Origin of the sequence: Chroococcidiopsis sp. [FACHB-1243], from assembly GCF_014696895.1 — a bacterium.
Lineage (GTDB): Bacteria > Cyanobacteriota > Cyanobacteriia > Cyanobacteriales > Chroococcidiopsidaceae > Chroococcidiopsis.
Genome location: NZ_JACJQX010000009.1, coordinates 75,314 through 91,341, shown reverse-complemented (window position 1 = coordinate 91,341; position 16,028 = coordinate 75,314). Strand labels below are relative to the sequence as shown.

The following is a 16,028-nucleotide window of genomic DNA, read 5'->3' as shown; positions in this document are numbered from 1 at the left end:
AGGGATGGACTGCTGTAATTGGTGATGATTCAGACTGATTTTAGGGTTGCTGATATTCAATTACTGCTGCAATCGCGAGCGTAATTTCTTCCATCGCATTGTGGGATAACTGTCCTAACTGCTGGATAAACCTTTGGGTATCCACTCCCCTTAGTTGCAAAGCATCAACAGCAGAAGTCTTCGTCAAGCCGTTCGTACTGTCGGGGGCTATCCTAACGTGCCAAATGTTGTTAGCAAAATAGGGTTTCCATTCGGTGAGCGGTGCGACCAATTTGAGCGGTAGCCTGCCAACTGCATCGGAACTGACGACGACAGCACGGCGAACTTTTTTGATTTCAGCTCCTATAGTTGGGTCAAAATTCACCAACCAAACTTCACCGCGTTTGGGAGTTGGATGACTAGTAGTCACAGAAATCGCCTGTTTCTAGCTGCCGCCATTGTTCGTCCTGTTGGTAATGTTGTTGCATTGCTTGGGCTTGTTGCGCCAGAAGTTGACGACGCTCCTCTAACGATAGTTTCATAAAAGCACGGCGTTGATTAATCGAAAGTGTGGAGTTCGTTGCTTTCATCAACTTTGCTTGCTCTAAGTCGAAATCGGATTGGCTAGCGTGATGTTGGGGATTCATTTGTCTGAAACTCATCTACTAGAACACTTCAAGTTTATCCATAGAAAGCACCCTTGGTGTACAACTTAGTTGTTTGCAAGCTTCCCTTTCAGCCCCGCTCATGCACGGGGAGAAGCTGACATAGTTCTCTGTCCATGCGAGATCGCATCTGCTTGGCTAAACATACTGGAAATAGCCCGCGTTCAGGTTGAGACTTTCAGGAGCGACGTTAATAACAGCAGCGATCGGTTCTGGCAATCCTCCTGTGCTGCTAGCAAATATCTCCGTTCCTGCTGGAAAATCTTCGGGTAACGCACCTAAAGTATATTCCACTTCAGTTGTAGGAGTGACTGGAGAACTGCTTCTTCGGCTCAAAACGATCGCGTCTTCGTTGGGGTCGAAGTCGAGAATTATCGCCATGTCCCGTTCGCCCCCCTCACTGTAGTAGGGACCGATTCCCTCGCGCCCCGACCCGCCAGCTAAAATAAATGTGTCGGCTCCTTCTCCGCCGTACAGGATATCAGTCTCGCCGCTGCCCCGACTGACATTGCCAAACAAATCTAGCGTTCTACCCCCCGCACCGTTGAGAGTATCGTCTCCAGCACCGCCGCTCAAGAAATCGTTGCCGCCTTCGCCAATTAAAGTGTCGTTGCCAGCATCACCGAAGAGGCGATCGCGATCGTCGGGGTTAATATTACTGCCATTGCCTGCCAGCAGGTCGTCGCCCTCACCGCCGCGCAGTTCGTCGGCACCGTCGCCGCCATAGAGCTTGTCGTTATGTTCTAAGCCAAAGAGCAAGTCATCGCCAGATAATCCGTACAAGTTGTCGCGATCGCTTGTCCCAGTTAAAGTATCGTTTGTATCCGTGCCGTAAAGATTAGTCATAGATCGATTCCTCGATTGAAAATGGTAAGTTACGCGAGAGCGTGTCCCGCATAGATTTTGCATAGCCGCTCGTTACTTTTGTGTCGTCAGACTCGATACTCCGGCGATCTAGCCCTCAATACATGGGAGCGGTATGAGCGATTAAATGCCCCACAACCCCAACGCTTTATTTACTGAATGTGCCATCGCCATAGCTTTTGGTGATAACTCCACAGTACAAACAGGAAAATGTTCGTAATTCCAGCGTCTAGAAACAACATTTTTTCCAAGCGTCCAGCCAATAACAGCATTGTCTCTAGTCAGCGGTAGATTATTCGGTAGATTGTCTTTCATGGCTGCACCTGGTTGGAGCGATAACTTTTCCATGAGTGTTTAATTAGGTTCGCGATCCCGTGTCAAATGGGCGGCGTGTAAGCTTGAGGGAGGTGGGCGATCGTGCTATCCAGCTACGCTGTAATTCCTTATTGGTAAGCACTTGAGACTGGTGCTTTATCTGCTTAAAGGAAGTAGAGCTTTCTAAGACATAGTAGGCATTATGCTTCCAGTTATATGACAACTTACCTCAACGTCTAGCCCTGTAGTAAATTCACCCTTTTTGGATTGACTTGTTTATTTAGTCCAATCGCCTCACCTGCGGCTCGACCGCAGTTGTAAGCGTCACGGGTGCGGCCAACTCTCGAACGAGTTGACTTCCGCAGGCAAATGCCCTTTTCCTGTTGCCAAAACGCGATTGCTTCTCGCTCCTTTTCATAAGCTTGACGGCAAATCAAAGCGGAAACGTTACTATTAGGAATACCCTCAGTTTGCATCCTGTGGGTCTGTTCCTTCAATCGTTCGCACAAACGAGAAACACAACCAGCAATAAAGCTAGATTTCCAGTTGCGCCAATTCGGTTCCGAAGAAGAAGCAATACTAGCTCCTGCAAATTGGTCTAAATACATTTGATAGTTTTGCCGCTCTTGCTTGAGGGCTAACTTTGCCAGTCGCTCTACTGTTACAACTAAATATTGGTAAATGGATCTAACAACTGCTCGGTTGTGCGGTTTCCCCGCTACCTCAATCTTTCCTCCCGACCACCAAGCATTGCAAAAGTTAGCGTTGGCGATTGCAGAGGCAAGACTACCCTTCCAAAGAACTTTTCTACGGTAGCTCTCTAAATCTTCTGCTCCGATACAATCCGACCGGACTGCATCGGCAAGCGTAACGTCATCTAAAGATAAATTATACTGCATCAGCAGCTCTTGTGCTTTTGCTGCTGCTTGTGCTGCCTCGTTTTCGTTAGATGAAGTACTCAAAGCCAGTAATTTATGAACGCGCTCGATAATACTCTGTCGCTCTTTAGCCATAAACTGTGCCATAGTTTGAAATTATCGATGAAGTTTGCAAGCGATCGCGGTTTAGTCCTCGCTCTACCGAAGGCATTGCATAGCTACGATTTATTATTACCAAAGCAATAGTTGTTTGCTTGTAACTTCGCTTTTATGTTCCCGTATTAGAGCATCGTATGCAAGAGTAAAGGCAACTATTACATCATTCCACCATTTTGGAGGAGGGGCAATATCGCTCATTTCTTCTACATAAGCGTTAATCCGATCGCAACCAGCTAGAAAGTTAGAACAGCAATCGAAAGCAAGAATATTTAATTCCTGCTTGACTCGCCTTTTAATACTCGGACGTGCTGTTCTCCAAAAAATACTATTCTTGAGGACGTGATATGCTTGTGCTAGGTCTAAAGCAAGACTTAAGTATTTTTTCCCTTCAGCAATCAAATGATGATCGATTTCGAGGCGATCGTATCCAACTTTTAACGAACAATAGGTGGCATGCATAATCAGCACTCGTAAAAAGACTGCATGAACTTGACTTGTTGTTGAGTCCAGCATCCGTCGCTTAAACTCATTTCAAACCAACAAATTAGAATATCCTGAATGTCAGGATGAGAACGGATGTAATCCATTTCTTCAAGAGTAAAATTTCGCGGATACTCGTCACAAGCTTGATAGATCTCGTTTTCTATCGCTGATGTATTGTTCATAGATCGACTCCGCTTGAAAAAATAAGTCCACTCATCAATAGCTACATTTGCTTTCTCTCGATCGCCGTATCTCAAAGCGATCGAGTTTTTGAACGGTGGCTAAACTTGCTACTTGCTGTTATCGAGTAAAGATTTAATCCAAGGAAGTGGTTCCTCACCGATAGCAATTGTTTCGCTGCAAGCTGGATTCTGTCGATACCACTCCTCATCTTCCTCTTGAGCTTGAGCGATTAACTCTAGTACCTGCCAATCGTAATCACCGTAAAGTTGAATTCCTTGAAACGTGTGGAAGATCGGCGTGCGGAAGATTGAGGGTAAATCTTCCCAAGAGCAATATTGGACGCGCTCGATTACTGGTTTGTGAACGTCAGCTATTAGTTTGACTTGGCAGCAAGCACAAGCTCGATAGGAGTATCCATCTTGCTTTCCAGACTTGTAACCTGTAACGTAACCATCCTCATCTAAACTATCGCGATCGCTCCACAAATATTCGTAGTCAAACTCCGTCTCATCGTTTTCTCGCTCGTAAGCGCCTTTACACCAAGTCCACTTGTATAGGGTAACAGTTGCTCCCTCCTGCCACTGCCAAAGTTGAGATTTAGCTTCGCTCAGTTCGGCTGCAATCCGCTGTCTGATTTGAGTGTCTTCTGCTTTAATAGCAGTTGCTTGCTCCTCCCACTGCTGCTGTAGCTCGGCTTGCTCCCGCTCGTTCTTCAGTCTAAGTGCCTCTTGTTCTTCTTCCTCTTGCTGCCGTTTTTTAGCTAGTTCCTCTAACCTACGAGATTCTTCTTGACGTTTTTGGGCATTTTCTTTCACCAACTGCTGCCAGCCGTGGAGGAATAGAAGTAGCACTTCACTTGCAGATTTAGCTTTGACTCGCGAACAATACGCTGAATCTATGTGCAGAAACTCTTGACTTTCTCGGCGTTTGTGGCGTTCGATCCAGGCTAGATCTGGATAGCGAATTCGCCACCAAGAATTAACTTGATGAATTGCGACCGCGTGAGTTTCTTCTAGTTCGTCAGTCAGCAAAAACTCTGCGTAAGCTACAACATTATCTATTTGGGAAGCAGTAGATACGCGCTCGGTTTTCAACTCAATTCCCAATTCAGACCGAATCTCTGGATCGAAATCAGCATTAAATTTTTCGCTAAATTCTGCCAAAAGTTTTTGGCTTAGGATTGCTAATTCCTGCTGCTGGCGCAGAGCTTTCTCTTCCATAGCGCGATCTCGCTGTTGTTTGAGCGACTGAATGCGTGTTTGTAACTTTGTGGGAATCATGATATCTCCTAATGCGGTTCTGACATTATGTGAGCTTTAATTTCACTAGTGTTAAGCGTGTAAAGCTGTTCGAGTTTGCAAGTCTTGAAAGCTATTCAAGTGGCAAGCGTTCAAGGTACTTGAAGTTGAATTGTTGACTGCACCGATTGCAATCTCATCTCATCGGATAAAGGTTTTAGTTGTTCTGTTAATGCCCTACAATTGGTTGGTTGCCGAACTGTAAATAGGCAGCCTAGGCAGTAGAATGTCGATTAAAAACTCTAATGCCAAAAGTGTAATATAGGAAAGAGTAATTACATCAATTGCGAAAGTTAGAAAGTCTTGAACTATAGGAGAACTCAACTTAAGTGGCATGGAGTGATCGCCATGAAATAGCTAAAAAAAGCTGTTGCAATAAGGAGCAAGTTTTTGACTCTTACAAAGGTGCAGCTTGCCAACTTACTACTCTTTGTTAGAGTATAAAACATGGGAATTAAAAAAGCAAATTAATTTTTTTTTGACAAACTTACAATATATTTCTGCACGAAATAAAATGAAAAATAACAACATCTTCCAATTAGTAGAAGTCACATAAAAAAAGCTAGCTGCTAGAGGTAAATGCAACATCAGTTAAGTTTTTACCCATTTTGTAAGCACAATTGCGGCAAAACATAAAATATCCCTGTTTAGAATTACCGATACAGAGAATTGCCTTTCGTCCGCAGAATCCCATCTCATACCCGTGACACAAATCGTCTGATTCTGGCTGCCACATACTAATGCTTTGCTCTCGCTCTTTGATGATGAACTGATACGTTGAAACATAGTCAATAGATACGCCTGATTTTTTAGCTAAAATCTTTATTTCTTGTAAAGATAGAGATCTACTAAAACTATAGATTTCGTCAATACTTACAGAATTGAAGAAAGTGTTTTTATTAGACTAAGTTAATTTTTGCATAGATTGTTTTCCAAATTACAAGTAAGTGTCGTTCAAAATTTTAACCGTTTTTAGCAGACGTAATGATTGATAAAACTTTAATTACTGCTTCTTGCAACGATGGGAAGGATTGACTTATGCCTGACCATAAACTAATAGAAGAGTCTAAAATTATTTTGTGACGACAAATTTTTTGCACGAACATGGAAATGTTACCACTACCATCTTTATGCTTGCATCCCATTTGGCAAGCAATACTTTCTATTAATTCCTTGTGAGCAATATGAATTTTATATACAGTTCCTTCTTTTCGCAAGCTTTTTATTTCTTTATTCTCCCAGTTGAATCGTTCTAAGGTAATTTTTAACGTTTGTTCTAAATGTAGTATAGTGGCAAGCAATTCTTGCTGCCGTACTCCTAGTTGTAAAATCGGGAATTCTCGATTGGCAATTTTTTCTAGTAATTTTGGCACGCTCGGTCTATCTCCCCAGTGACATTCTTTTTCTAAGGCAATCCGCTCTAGAACTTCCTTTTCTTGTTGTGAGAGATAGATCGATAAAGCAAAAGATTCCCGCGATCGCGCGGCTTCTTGGCGCTCTACGTATGATTTTTTAAGTTCTTGAATACGTTGTTTTAACTCTGGCTGCTTGGAAATATAACTAGCAGAAACACCAGCCGCTTTTGCAACACTATTAATTCCGATTTTTGCCCCTACCTTTTCCAATCTACCGATTGCTAACAATACTCTTTGTTTGGTAGACTGAGAACGTATTTTTTGAGAACCTGGATTTACGCTACTCATAAATATTTTGTACCTCTCAAGCAATTGTTGCTTTATATGGAAAAGCAAGGCAGCAGAAAATACCGTTGCTTTTTGGCAAAGGAAAAGACGTATTTAGGGCTACCCAGATTTATTCTTGATAAGATTAAGCTGTTGCGCGTAAGCGTTGCTTAACATAGTTATCGCTTCTTTCGACTGGCTTTACCGCTACATCTCTTGGTGCTTGAATTACCAGTGTTGAGGAGTATCCACCGATCTCCAAATCAGTCTTTTTGATAGAGATACAAGCCGAGTCCAAACTTACTTGCAGCGCGGCGTAGTGCCATTGACTCACTTTTTGAACACACATCTCCATAAGCCCACTCTCTGATTCGCTTGGACTCAGTTTTTCTATCGTAATATTCCTCTTTGAGGGTTTCAGTTCCCGTTGCCTCGCGGCTGAAACTACCTTCTGCTGCGTAAATAGCAATCCTAGCAGTGAGGATCAGGCGATCGCTTGTCGTATGAATGTTAGTAATTTGGTACTCCCAATGACCGCCAGTTACACGATCCAAAAGCTTTACTGCGTTGTACCAAGGTAGATAGGTGATGTTTGCACCTCCTTGCTGGCGAGTGTCTAAATATTTCTTGGGAATTGGCTTACTAAGGTCGGCAATGATTTCAGCTATAGGTCGGCGAGGCTGCTTGTACCATTCAGGCTGAGTTGGATCGGCTTTGCTACCTACAACTTGGAGGTTTGACTGGGAGTTAACCATTGTTCCTGGTTGAAAATTTGAAAAAGTAAATGTCGCGTTAGCGGAGCGTGAGCGAAGTTATCGCCAAATCTAAGAACGTAAGTAGTTAAGCAAAATTAATTACATAGTTTTTTCCAAATTCTCGAAGAATTTTTTCAATGGATGCCACAAAAAACTGCCAATCTTTATAAGCATCTATCTCAATCCATTGATACTTAATGAATCGCCACAAAATTTCAATCAAATTTAACTGAGGTGAATAGGAAGGCAGTTGAAATATAGTAATACCACGCTCTTTCCACTCTTCAACTTTGTCAAACACAGCATCACTCGTATGAATTGAGGATCGATCAACAACGATTACTGTTGGTCGATCTACTCTAGGAAAGAAAGTATCAATGCAAGCAATAACCACATCAGAATTAATACTTTGAGATGAGATATAAGCTTCAAGATGATTATTTCGACTCATCATACCCAAGACATTTAACCGCGAGCTACGACGACTATTAATAGTTAAATACTCTCCGATATCTTGCCATCCATAAGGTACAGAAGGAATGAGGCAAAATCCAGTTTCATCTAAATAATATAAATGAATTTTACCTTCATCTTCCAATCGTTTAAATTCTGCTAGTTGTGCTGATTTTTCCTGATATTCTATTGGGTCTGGATTTCCTCCTACATCGCGCCGTATTCGATGCCAACTCATATAAAATTGCTTCAGTACTCTTTTAACTGTTTGGGTGCTAACTTCAATATTCCATTCTTCTTTTATTTTATTTAGCACCTTTTTTAATTGCCTTGGCTCTTGTTTCGCCCACTCTCTAATCTTTGATTCTTGTTCGGAATTAAATTTTCGTTTTCTCCCTCTTCCTGATTTATTATATAGTCCTAGCACTCCCTCTACTTCCCAACGATTTATCCAGTTATATATTGTCTTATAACTGACATGAAACATTTTTAATAATTCTTCTGTCTTAATTCCTTGAGAGGCTAGTATTAAGAATTGTGCTCTTTGTCGCACTTGATGATATTGGCTTTGACGATAGATTCGCTCTAACAGTTTTAAAGAAAGTGGGTTGATCTCTCTCATAAAAAACATTTGTAGCCTCATTTAACACAAATCATTTATACTCAGTTATATCTTACTACTGATTTGTGTAACTAATTTTGTTTGACTACTTACTACTTTGGAAGCCGTTCGAGTTGATACGTTCTACCGTTGTAGCAAAGTTCTTTTGATTGTCGCTTGGCGGAAGTCAAGTGCAAGCAAGGAAGATGATTGTTTATCCGACTAGCTTGAATTGTAGGTGGTGCATCTTGCACATGAAAATCGTTAATGTAGCCATTCAATACTCGCACGAAGTGGTTGTTCTGTTTGACGTAACCGTAGAACAAGCACCCCACTTGCCCGCAACTGGAGTCGTTGTTTGGATCTTTTCCTGGCAAGCGAGTATTGACCAAATATAAGACTTGTGAATTGGATTTACTAATCTTCGACACTTGCATTTGCCCCACATTCATAGGGGTATCTGGCGCAATATCGTGAGTGTAGTCGCGCTCGACTTGCTCTAGTACGCCCGTGAGTAGCATTGGAACAGAAATGTACGTTAAGCCCAAGATGCCTAGTGTAATTGAGTTTGAGCCGTCGCCAAAAAAAAGTGTTTATTCCTGTGATAAGAATCTTTATCGCAGGAAAAATACGCTCAAAGCCTGAATTATCGGTGAAGATGAGGCATTGAAGAAGGTAGAAATTTTATCGTTATCACAGGAATCAGCCTTTAGCGTACATTTTGGTTCCAATGCTACTCGCACCCGTAGTAAAGCTGAATTAGTATCTTGCAACTGTTCCCATTTGGGGGCAACGCTTGCAACTCCCGCAGGAGCGTGGCAGGAGATCCAGATGGCGCTGGAGGCAACTATTTGGAGAAAGCGAATTTTCATAATCTTCCTTGCTGGTTTGACTTAATTTCTACCTCGTCTTGGTAAGTGCGATCGCTTTTGGTTGTCAACCCTGCGAGTCGCACTTAGTAGATAGAGGTAAGCTAAATTGGGGGAATTATATTTTCAATAGCTTCTTCGATGATGCAAAATCCTCCTGCTTCATTCCTCTCCTCGTCAGCAATCGGAATCAGTTGAGTCCCGTCCTCAAAAACAATAACAGGTGCAGATGTCGTCCATCCTAGTTCGTCTCTCTGTTCGGGATATTGGTACGTAACGTGAGAAATAGTTTTGCCTTGCAGGGCAAGAGTAGCTGTCTCTGCCCAAGTCTGTAAGAGTTCATCGGTCTGTTGGTCTAGCATATGTAGTGTTGGGTGAGTAGTTTCATCAAAAATTTATTGCGTCCTCGTGCTGCAATTGCGCGATCGCAACTTTCACTTCCTTATATGGGAGGTAGCTGCACGGAGGTGGAAGTTTTTTTCGTAATCGCGCAAATAGAGTAATTAATTTTCACACTAGGATGTGTCAGATAGAGCAATTGCTCCACGAATGAGGCTACAGTTTGAGCCAGTTGACTGCACCGTTCGCAATCGAACGAACCGGAAATTTCAAATTCTAGAGCGATCGCGCACTTTTGCGGCTGGTTGATGACAAGCTGCTCGAAGTCCATATATGCTCCTAGATTTGAGTTGAATAAATGTACGTTGTCAGGTGAAATGGAAAGTGAGAGCGATTGCGGCGATCGCAGCTGCATACCTTAATTAAGCTGCCGCTTGCATTTGCTCGAAGTCAAAAGCTTTGCTTGCTTGCATATTTGGCGTAAAGTTCCTATGGCAATATCGTTGCTATAACCTGAAACCGTTACTTTACCGAGCTTTAGAGGATGTTTGAAGTGATGGTGGCTTCCTTTAGTCTTCACTCGATACCATCCATCCTTTTTCAGCGATCGAATTAGGTTTTTAGCTTTCACCATTCGTACTCCAACGTAGAGTGAACGTCTCTACTATCTGCCCATCAGCTAGGCGGCGCTGGTAACTAAGGTAGTTTCCTCTATGGCGGATCGGTCTTCTCCTTGGGTAGCCCACCCAGGCATTATTATCTAAGTGGGGCATCAACCGTCCCGTAAGGCTCAACAACAGCCAAGTAGGAAGATGTATTTGGTTGTCGGCGATCGCCATAGCAAGTAATAGGAACAACAATTTGTATAATTGCCGCTGCTGGGTATCGATGACTTCCATCCCCTTTAGGCTAGCAATTAAACCTCGAAAATCGACATATAACCGTGAGAATGGATAACTGACAATCTCGTATTCAAAGCGACCACCAGGACTGCTGATGATATCTCCTGGGCGGAGGTAGTTTTCTGGGCAAGGTTCTGTGAATCCCCAGTTATCGCTTCCTGTAGTGTCAGCGATAGTCGGACAAGGGCAAGCAATCAGGCATGGTATTGTCTGGCGAACGGTTGTCATTTGTGGCTCCTTTGTGTAATTAATTTTTTGAAGTCGCGCAACTCCTCGCAGGATATGCTAAAAGGATCTATCTCAAAATCCTCATGTATCAATGGGTGTGCAGGCTCTAACACTCCACCCATGAGTTGAAATTCCACCCATTCAAGTATTTTTTCTTCGCTAATATTTTTTGCTGATGGAATTTCGATTTCAAACTCTACTCTTAGTCTCATGCTGATTCTCCGGTTGAAAAGAGGAAGAGAAGGAACTGAAGGCTTGAATCCTTCAGATACCTTGCATTAGAAGCAGTCGCAATCTTCTGGAACCCAGTAGGACGCGATTTGGTACTTCTCCAGGTATCCTTTCACAGACAGCAATAGGGCGATCGCTTCTTTGGTTGGTTGGGCAACGCAGAGATCGACTGTTTCGGTATTTTTAGGAACGGGAACCTCCTGCGAGTCGAGTTCTTGTTCGATCGACACTAGCTCCACCAGGTAACGGTAGGCAGAAGAGGGATCGGTAAGAGTTTCTGGAGCGGATAAAAGTGTAATCATGATGGGTGTAAATTCTTTAACGGCTAGGCGGTTCGCATCCGCCTTTTTTACTAGCTTATTACTATTTATAATAAGCTTATTTAAAATAAGCGTCAAGAGTAAAACTAAGCAATGCACTCAACTTTTGATTGCAATAGTTTATCTAAAGCATAGTTTCGATTAGGCATTGCTTATATTCGCAATAAGCTTATTGGCAATAGTAAACACGGATAAATAAAAACCCCTTGTTCTATAGGGGTTAAGAAGATGCAAGTATAAATTACTATTGCTGCTTGAATGCTGTTTCTTGTTGAATTAGCAGTTCTATCAACATCTGAGAAAAAACCTTGCTAGCTTGTTGCTTAGCATCTACCACCCGCTCTGGTGGCAATCCTAAAGCTTTTAGAATTGGCTCTAGCGTCTCGTAAGGAATCGATTTAGCCCCACCTTTATCGCTATCTCTTTCTATCCGTTGGATATTTTGAAAACTAAGTTTTGCTTGTTGAGACAACTCACTTTGAGAGATGTCTGCCAAGTTACGTAATTTCTTCAATTGATCCCGCAGCTCGGGAATTTCAACCGGAATTAATACTTGCATCAGTTTAGTTTACAACTCCGCGCTTAACCGTACTTACCAAAACTAAGCTTAGCTTAGTTGATAATTATATCTCATATACTATGTTACTTATTTTCACTAAGTCTAATCTAAATAGTAATCTAGACCAGTTGACACTTAGTATAAATAAGCTTATTCTGATTATAGAACGAAGAAGCTACTTTTTCAATCATTGTCTTGCTTCATCCAGAATTCAAACATGAACGACACTACTATTGCATTCACAAGCTCCACACCTGAAGCGCCACAATACGTTTTTGGCGATCGCGTTGCCGTAACAGATACGTGCGAACCGCAATATTGGGCAACTGGTCGGGTGATAGGTATATGTATTGACGGAGTGCATCAGCCTGGTTGGTGGTACGCAGTTCAATTAGATACACCACAAGGTTTTGCTGAAGAGTACATCCAAACAGATTTAGTACCAGAAGCTCAAATTCCAGTCCTACAAAGTCAATGGCAGGTCAGTTAGAAACCTAATCCACGGCTAACTTTGCTTGAGTATTCGAGCGAATAACACTATGAGCTACGTATATTTGTTGTGCTTTGGCACACCCATTGGTAATTTGACCTCAAAGCACGGCTTTGCAGCGCATTACCTCGGTTTTACTTCAACCTCCCTCAAGCAACGCTTAGAACAACACAGAAGTCAACTACCCCCACTAAATCGCTCCGCGATTATAGTGGCGGCGCGTGATCGAGTCGTGTTGACCAGACGGCTTGAATTATTAAACGTTCAAGCAGCCGTTAATCCTAAGAGTTAAAGTTCGTACCGGAAAGTGCGTGCCAGCTTTCCGCACTCGCAGTGAGCCGAGCAAGATTTCGTAGCTTTATCACCAATCACTTAGAGATCGTGGAAAGATATCGGCAAAGCATCGATCTATTGTGGCTTGTCGAAATTTTGATAGGCAAAGTTGTTGTTTGATAAACAACAAATACATCGAGGGGCGATACCAGCGATCGCTCCTTGAATCGCTAGAAATTTTAGAAGAGGTAACAGCCGATCTAGTTCAACATCAGGCTGCAAGAAATAGAGCTAGAAGAAGCAATCGCTGTTTATTTAATTCAGGAGTATCATTAGATGGCTGTATTTGATTATCACGATTTGTTGGCTCACGTCGGTCACTCTTTTGAGTGTGTTATGTATGGCGAAAAGCAAAACGTTGCGCTAGCGTGCAATGACTGTCATGAGGTGATTATCGACTTCGATTGTCCCGACTTTGACAATGCACTTAGCGATCACCTGCATTATTTAACCACGAACTGTGAATGTGAAGAAATTGCTAAAAATTTAACTGAAAATGAAAAGGCAATTCTTAGAGGGAGTTGCGACAACGAATTTGCAAATGCTTTTGAAGAAAATAACTTGACTTGGGTGTTTGCAGCAATCGCAACTTCTGGCTTGTCGCCTGAAGTAGCTAGAGGTGCGATCTCTAGTCTTGTCAAAAAAGGAATTGTAGAAATTTCAGGTTATGAAGGTAAGAAAAAGACAGAAGATATGATGATTGCACTGACTGAGGTAGGAAAAGCAGTATGCTCAATCGCTTTTTTGAGGTAAAGACATAGTGCGAAACCCAGAGAAGAAAATACAAATTCAGTGGCAACAGAGCGATATTCGTATTTTATTATGGGCACTCGCTCAAGAGCGACCTCTCTAATTGCCAAATCAATTTGATACTACCTATTTTGAAAACAATGGGCTGGAATAATTGTGCGGCGATCAGTATATCACCGTTGAATTCAAATCTATATTCCAAAATCGGTTGCCATGCTAAGGGCGTACTCGACTACGTTGTTTTTGCACGTTCTACTGGGGAAGTAGCGCGGTTGAGCAATCGCTCTTGTCGCTAATTGTAAAAATCTCTAAAGTAAAATGGTAATTATTACCGTTTTGCGAACCTAAATCTCTAAGTCGCGATCGCGAGATCTTCTAGGCTGCTGCCGTTGCACGTTCTGTTTGGGTTGAAGTTGCAATTGAGCTTTGACCTCAGCCGCCAACTGAATCACGGTTTGGGGTATTTGCAGTGAAGGAGTCTGGGCGTAATGCCCAAGGAGTTGAGTTTTTTGCTCCAGCGTCATGCGCTCGATCAGCGCCCGTGCCATTTCGTTGTGAGCTGGATAAAGCAGCAGGTTGTCATGAAAGCGCATTGCCTCATCCAAATTTTCTTTGGTCACGGCAACAATCGGGTACGGCTTACCCTGTAGGATGTCTGCACCTTGTGCTAGACACACCCCATTTATGTAAAGGGGGCTAGCTTTGCCCGTGGTGGCTATCACCTCCTCTTCAGCGTTTTTGACATACTGCGCCAAGTTTACTAGGCTTTGAGCCGAAAACTTAGATTGCACTCTGGGGATTTCCACTCTCTTGACAGCCTTATTTGAAAGGATCGGCACGGATGGCTAAATCGGCACTAGAAATTCCCCCCACGTAATTTAATAACGACGAGTCATGCGGATCTAATTCGATCTCCCCACTGCGAACTTCTTTACCAGTTAATCTAGCTGTCTGCTTGGGTGTTTGGGTCAGAAGCGATGAATCAGGCAGCGAATCGATCAATTTCTTTGACTCTCGGCTAGAAACATCAATTGGAATATCGGGCAGGCAGATGACTTGAATCTGTCGCAGCTGTGCTTCTAGTTCGTGGATTGCCGCTAGTGCAACCCGTTCTATTTGCACTGGCGATGCTCCTGCTGCCAAATATATCAAAGGTAAATAAAAAGCATTCATCGCTACTTTAACAATTTGCTTGCTGCGTCTGAGTTTATGACGATAGCAATAATCAAGCGTTATAGCATCGTTTGTAGCTGGGTCTGCCTTTAATGTCAAAACAACTTGCTTCGACATCAAAGAAGACTCGACTAGTGGAAGTAGCTCGTCCAAATTCACTTTCATACCAGTGGGAGACTGTTTAGACGTGAAATTCCAATGCTTGTCAAGCAGACAAGTCTGTTGGATGTAACAAACTCGTGCTAGTAATTCATTAATTGTAGCCGTTGCCATTCGTTCGACTTGTAGCTGCGGTTTTCCAACCTCTAAATAAGCTAGAGGCAAGTAAAAAGCATTCAATGCTCTAAAGAGCGCTAAATTTGCACCGCCGAACAAATCTTTTCTTAAGTAGTTAATTACTATTGCTTCGATAGTTCTGGGGTCAAACCGCAGAACTAGAGTTGGTTGTTTTGAACCAGCTTTTTTTAGCACAACTACCTCCTCTTACACGCTGCACTTGTGTTTGAATCAAACAGAAAAGCCAATACCGATAAGGAACCCTCGTCGTTTGCTGCCTAGTCAAAACGGTAATTATTACCGTTTTGACCAAGAGACTATTCTTATCTGCGATCGCCCAATGCCTGCGATCTTTGACTCGCGAGGGCGATATCCATGTACGAAAAAAGCCTTCACTTCACCTACCCACTTCCTCATAATTGGCAGGAATGGCGTGTAACGCTACTTAAAACACAGCAAACAAAGCATTAACAACACGACCAGTCTTGCTCGTTCAGCATATTTTCCTGACTGAAATTTGCCCGCTCGACTGCTGCTGAAGCATTATGACTCGACTGAGGAAAGCGCATCTATCTCATTCTCAATGGGAGACTCAGAACTGTTACCTTCAGTGCTGTTTGTCAACGAAGATAAATCCGCTCCCGAAACATCTAGCGAAATAGTTGACAAGCAAGTTCTCTGAATCAGACGGATTTGGGCTTGGATCTCTCTAATTGCAGCTATTGCTACTCGTTCGACCTGCAACTGAGATTTACATTGCTCGAAGGTAGCTAAAGGTAGATAAAAAGCTTTAATCGCCGTTCTAATTAGTTCGTTAGTACTACCTTGCTGGTGCTGACAATAATCAAGCACCAACGCATCGTCGCTGCCTTCAAGAGCAACTAAGTTTAAAAAGACTTCTTTAGATGCTACCAAATGCATTCTAGCGTTGTGGGAAGACAGTTCTAGTTTTGACCCACTTCCCTGAATATTAGGCAGGCAGTCTGTCTCAATTGAACGAACTTGAGCGAGTAACTCGTAAATTACTGCCGCTGCTACTCGTTCTACTTGTAAGTGAGATGAACCTTGCTCTAAATAAGCTAGAGGCAGGTAAAAAGCATTGATGGCTCTTTGGAGCATTTGGTTGGCAATCCCGATTGGATGATGGCGGCAGTAGCAGATCGCTATGGCTTCGGGAGTTTCTGGAGTGACGCGCAGTTTGAGAATGACTTGGTTTGAGTTAACTTTTTTTAGCATGACTATC

At 42.7% G+C, this 16,028-nt stretch carries 26 protein-coding genes; 3 read left to right on the top strand and 23 right to left on the bottom strand.

Annotation, left to right across the window (positions count from 1 at the left end; all coding sequences use genetic code 11):
- Window positions 1-40 precede the first annotated feature (40 nt).
- From H6G17_RS08960 to H6G17_RS08865, 20 genes are all read right to left on the bottom strand, one after another.
- Window positions 41-409, bottom strand: a complete 369-nt coding sequence (locus H6G17_RS08960) for a type II toxin-antitoxin system PemK/MazF family toxin (RefSeq protein ID WP_039710233.1) — start codon at window positions 407-409, stop codon at window positions 41-43.
- A complete protein-coding gene (locus H6G17_RS08955; RefSeq protein ID WP_192156290.1) occupies window positions 399-626 on the bottom strand; it encodes a hypothetical protein in 228 nt (75 codons plus the stop codon). The genes H6G17_RS08960 and H6G17_RS08955 overlap by 11 nt, the downstream gene beginning before the upstream one ends.
- Before the next feature lie 156 nt (window positions 627-782).
- Complete coding sequence (locus tag H6G17_RS08950; protein WP_192156287.1) at window positions 783-1,490, bottom strand: calcium-binding protein; 708 nt, start codon at window positions 1,488-1,490, stop codon at window positions 783-785.
- Between the two features lie 141 nt (window positions 1,491-1,631).
- Window positions 1,632-1,856 carry a hypothetical protein gene (locus tag H6G17_RS08945; protein WP_192156285.1) on the bottom strand — a complete coding sequence of 75 codons (225 nt, stop codon included), beginning with the start codon at window positions 1,854-1,856 and terminating at the stop codon, window positions 1,632-1,634.
- Between the two features lie 203 nt (window positions 1,857-2,059).
- A complete protein-coding gene (locus H6G17_RS08940; protein WP_199316603.1) occupies window positions 2,060-2,848 on the bottom strand; it encodes a DUF2786 domain-containing protein in 789 nt (262 codons plus the stop codon).
- A gap of 84 nt (window positions 2,849-2,932) precedes the next feature.
- Window positions 2,933-3,319 (bottom strand): hypothetical protein, encoded by a 387-nt coding sequence (locus H6G17_RS08935; protein WP_192156284.1) that lies wholly within the window; start codon window positions 3,317-3,319, stop codon window positions 2,933-2,935.
- A 2-nt stretch (window positions 3,320-3,321) separates the two neighbouring features.
- Window positions 3,322-3,525, bottom strand: a complete 204-nt coding sequence (locus tag H6G17_RS08930) for a hypothetical protein (protein WP_192156282.1) — start codon at window positions 3,523-3,525, stop codon at window positions 3,322-3,324.
- Window positions 3,526-3,633: 108 nt separating this feature from the next.
- Window positions 3,634-4,806: a hypothetical protein gene (locus H6G17_RS08925; RefSeq protein ID WP_192156280.1), complete on the bottom strand. Its 1,173-nt coding sequence runs from the start codon at window positions 4,804-4,806 to the stop codon at window positions 3,634-3,636.
- Between the two features lie 580 nt (window positions 4,807-5,386).
- The gene (locus H6G17_RS08920; protein WP_192156278.1) at window positions 5,387-5,560 is read right to left on the bottom strand and encodes a hypothetical protein; all 174 of its coding nucleotides are present in this window, start codon (window positions 5,558-5,560) and stop codon (window positions 5,387-5,389) included.
- Between the two features lie 226 nt (window positions 5,561-5,786).
- Window positions 5,787-6,527, bottom strand: a complete 741-nt coding sequence (locus tag H6G17_RS08915; RefSeq protein ID WP_192156276.1) for a DUF6262 family protein — start codon at window positions 6,525-6,527, stop codon at window positions 5,787-5,789.
- A gap of 242 nt (window positions 6,528-6,769) precedes the next feature.
- Window positions 6,770-7,261 carry a Rad52/Rad22 family DNA repair protein gene (locus H6G17_RS08910; RefSeq protein WP_192156274.1) on the bottom strand — a complete coding sequence of 164 codons (492 nt, stop codon included), beginning with the start codon at window positions 7,259-7,261 and terminating at the stop codon, window positions 6,770-6,772.
- Window positions 7,262-7,346: 85 nt separating this feature from the next.
- Window positions 7,347-8,345, bottom strand: coding sequence for an IS630 family transposase (locus H6G17_RS08905; RefSeq protein ID WP_192156395.1), 999 nt, complete (start codon window positions 8,343-8,345; stop codon window positions 7,347-7,349).
- Window positions 8,346-8,428: 83 nt separating this feature from the next.
- Complete coding sequence (locus H6G17_RS08900; RefSeq protein WP_192156272.1) at window positions 8,429-8,836, bottom strand: hypothetical protein; 408 nt, start codon at window positions 8,834-8,836, stop codon at window positions 8,429-8,431.
- A 93-nt stretch (window positions 8,837-8,929) separates the two neighbouring features.
- Window positions 8,930-9,187 carry a hypothetical protein gene (locus H6G17_RS08895; RefSeq protein WP_192156270.1) on the bottom strand — a complete coding sequence of 86 codons (258 nt, stop codon included), beginning with the start codon at window positions 9,185-9,187 and terminating at the stop codon, window positions 8,930-8,932.
- Between the two features lie 101 nt (window positions 9,188-9,288).
- Window positions 9,289-9,546: a hypothetical protein gene (locus tag H6G17_RS08890; protein WP_192156268.1), complete on the bottom strand. Its 258-nt coding sequence runs from the start codon at window positions 9,544-9,546 to the stop codon at window positions 9,289-9,291.
- 80 nt (window positions 9,547-9,626) lie between these two features.
- Entirely contained in the window at window positions 9,627-9,938 is a 312-nt protein-coding gene (locus H6G17_RS08885; RefSeq protein ID WP_192156266.1) for a hypothetical protein, read from the bottom strand.
- A 3-nt stretch (window positions 9,939-9,941) separates the two neighbouring features.
- Entirely contained in the window at window positions 9,942-10,154 is a 213-nt protein-coding gene (locus H6G17_RS08880; RefSeq protein WP_192156393.1) for a type II toxin-antitoxin system HicA family toxin, read from the bottom strand.
- On the bottom strand, window positions 10,144-10,653 hold the full coding sequence (locus H6G17_RS08875) for a hypothetical protein (RefSeq protein WP_192156264.1): 510 nt from the start codon (window positions 10,651-10,653) through the stop codon (window positions 10,144-10,146). The genes H6G17_RS08880 and H6G17_RS08875 overlap by 11 nt, the downstream gene beginning before the upstream one ends.
- A gap of 278 nt (window positions 10,654-10,931) precedes the next feature.
- The gene (locus H6G17_RS08870; protein ID WP_039710217.1) at window positions 10,932-11,186 is read right to left on the bottom strand and encodes a hypothetical protein; all 255 of its coding nucleotides are present in this window, start codon (window positions 11,184-11,186) and stop codon (window positions 10,932-10,934) included.
- 262 nt (window positions 11,187-11,448) lie between these two features.
- Window positions 11,449-11,763 carry a helix-turn-helix transcriptional regulator gene (locus H6G17_RS08865; RefSeq protein WP_192156262.1) on the bottom strand — a complete coding sequence of 105 codons (315 nt, stop codon included), beginning with the start codon at window positions 11,761-11,763 and terminating at the stop codon, window positions 11,449-11,451.
- 217 nt (window positions 11,764-11,980) lie between these two features.
- Between H6G17_RS08865 and H6G17_RS08860 the strand changes: the two genes are divergently transcribed.
- The 3 genes from H6G17_RS08860 to H6G17_RS08850 all read left to right on the top strand — a co-directional run bounded on the left by H6G17_RS08860 (window position 11,981) and on the right by H6G17_RS08850 (window position 13,339).
- Window positions 11,981-12,253, top strand: coding sequence for a hypothetical protein (locus H6G17_RS08860; RefSeq protein WP_192156260.1), 273 nt, complete (start codon window positions 11,981-11,983; stop codon window positions 12,251-12,253).
- Between the two features lie 49 nt (window positions 12,254-12,302).
- Window positions 12,303-12,545: an excinuclease ABC subunit C gene (locus H6G17_RS08855; RefSeq protein ID WP_181245321.1), complete on the top strand. Its 243-nt coding sequence runs from the start codon at window positions 12,303-12,305 to the stop codon at window positions 12,543-12,545.
- A gap of 317 nt (window positions 12,546-12,862) precedes the next feature.
- The gene (locus tag H6G17_RS08850; RefSeq protein WP_192156258.1) at window positions 12,863-13,339 is read left to right on the top strand and encodes a hypothetical protein; all 477 of its coding nucleotides are present in this window, start codon (window positions 12,863-12,865) and stop codon (window positions 13,337-13,339) included.
- 341 nt (window positions 13,340-13,680) lie between these two features.
- Here H6G17_RS08850 and H6G17_RS08845 read toward each other — a convergent pair whose 3' ends face one another.
- The 3 genes from H6G17_RS08845 to H6G17_RS08835 form a co-directional block, all read right to left on the bottom strand.
- Complete coding sequence (locus H6G17_RS08845; RefSeq protein WP_192156256.1) at window positions 13,681-14,127, bottom strand: hypothetical protein; 447 nt, start codon at window positions 14,125-14,127, stop codon at window positions 13,681-13,683.
- A gap of 28 nt (window positions 14,128-14,155) precedes the next feature.
- On the bottom strand, window positions 14,156-14,980 hold the full coding sequence (locus H6G17_RS08840) for a hypothetical protein (RefSeq protein WP_192156254.1): 825 nt from the start codon (window positions 14,978-14,980) through the stop codon (window positions 14,156-14,158).
- 348 nt (window positions 14,981-15,328) lie between these two features.
- Entirely contained in the window at window positions 15,329-16,021 is a 693-nt protein-coding gene (locus H6G17_RS08835; RefSeq protein WP_192156252.1) for a hypothetical protein, read from the bottom strand.
- Window positions 16,022-16,028 lie beyond the last annotated feature (7 nt).

What these genes read in the sequence shown, in the direction of transcription:
- H6G17_RS08955 (WP_192156290.1), bottom strand. Translation starts at nt 626, where the DNA reads ATGAATCCCCAACATCACGCTAGCCAATCCGATTTCGACTTAGAGCAA.
- H6G17_RS08910 (WP_192156274.1), bottom strand. Translation starts at nt 7,261, where the DNA reads ATGGTTAACTCCCAGTCAAACCTCCAAGTTGTAGGTAGCAAAGCCGAT.
- H6G17_RS08925 (WP_192156280.1), bottom strand. Translation starts at nt 4,806, where the DNA reads ATGATTCCCACAAAGTTACAAACACGCATTCAGTCGCTCAAACAACAG.
- H6G17_RS08900 (WP_192156272.1), bottom strand. Translation starts at nt 8,836, where the DNA reads ATGCTACTCACGGGCGTACTAGAGCAAGTCGAGCGCGACTACACTCAC.
- H6G17_RS08945 (WP_192156285.1), bottom strand. Translation starts at nt 1,856, where the DNA reads ATGGAAAAGTTATCGCTCCAACCAGGTGCAGCCATGAAAGACAATCTA.
- H6G17_RS08890 (WP_192156268.1), bottom strand. Translation starts at nt 9,546, where the DNA reads ATGCTAGACCAACAGACCGATGAACTCTTACAGACTTGGGCAGAGACA.
- H6G17_RS08935 (WP_192156284.1), bottom strand. Translation starts at nt 3,319, where the DNA reads ATGCATGCCACCTATTGTTCGTTAAAAGTTGGATACGATCGCCTCGAA.
- H6G17_RS08870 (WP_039710217.1), bottom strand. Translation starts at nt 11,186, where the DNA reads ATGATTACACTTTTATCCGCTCCAGAAACTCTTACCGATCCCTCTTCT.
- H6G17_RS08950 (WP_192156287.1), bottom strand. Translation starts at nt 1,490, where the DNA reads ATGACTAATCTTTACGGCACGGATACAAACGATACTTTAACTGGGACA.
- H6G17_RS08895 (WP_192156270.1), bottom strand. Translation starts at nt 9,187, where the DNA reads ATGAAAATTCGCTTTCTCCAAATAGTTGCCTCCAGCGCCATCTGGATC.
- H6G17_RS08865 (WP_192156262.1), bottom strand. Translation starts at nt 11,763, where the DNA reads ATGCAAGTATTAATTCCGGTTGAAATTCCCGAGCTGCGGGATCAATTG.
- H6G17_RS08915 (WP_192156276.1), bottom strand. Translation starts at nt 6,527, where the DNA reads ATGAGTAGCGTAAATCCAGGTTCTCAAAAAATACGTTCTCAGTCTACC.
- H6G17_RS08835 (WP_192156252.1), bottom strand. Translation starts at nt 16,021, where the DNA reads ATGCTAAAAAAAGTTAACTCAAACCAAGTCATTCTCAAACTGCGCGTC.
- H6G17_RS08885 (WP_192156266.1), bottom strand. Translation starts at nt 9,938, where the DNA reads ATGCAGCTGCGATCGCCGCAATCGCTCTCACTTTCCATTTCACCTGAC.
- H6G17_RS08875 (WP_192156264.1), bottom strand. Translation starts at nt 10,653, where the DNA reads ATGACAACCGTTCGCCAGACAATACCATGCCTGATTGCTTGCCCTTGT.
- H6G17_RS08905 (WP_192156395.1), bottom strand. Translation starts at nt 8,345, where the DNA reads ATGTTTTTTATGAGAGAGATCAACCCACTTTCTTTAAAACTGTTAGAG.
- H6G17_RS08920 (WP_192156278.1), bottom strand. Translation starts at nt 5,560, where the DNA reads ATGTGGCAGCCAGAATCAGACGATTTGTGTCACGGGTATGAGATGGGA.
- H6G17_RS08855 (WP_181245321.1), top strand. Translation starts at nt 12,303, where the DNA reads ATGAGCTACGTATATTTGTTGTGCTTTGGCACACCCATTGGTAATTTG.
- H6G17_RS08850 (WP_192156258.1), top strand. Translation starts at nt 12,863, where the DNA reads ATGGCTGTATTTGATTATCACGATTTGTTGGCTCACGTCGGTCACTCT.
- H6G17_RS08940 (WP_199316603.1), bottom strand. Translation starts at nt 2,848, where the DNA reads ATGGCACAGTTTATGGCTAAAGAGCGACAGAGTATTATCGAGCGCGTT.
- H6G17_RS08860 (WP_192156260.1), top strand. Translation starts at nt 11,981, where the DNA reads ATGAACGACACTACTATTGCATTCACAAGCTCCACACCTGAAGCGCCA.
- H6G17_RS08930 (WP_192156282.1), bottom strand. Translation starts at nt 3,525, where the DNA reads ATGAACAATACATCAGCGATAGAAAACGAGATCTATCAAGCTTGTGAC.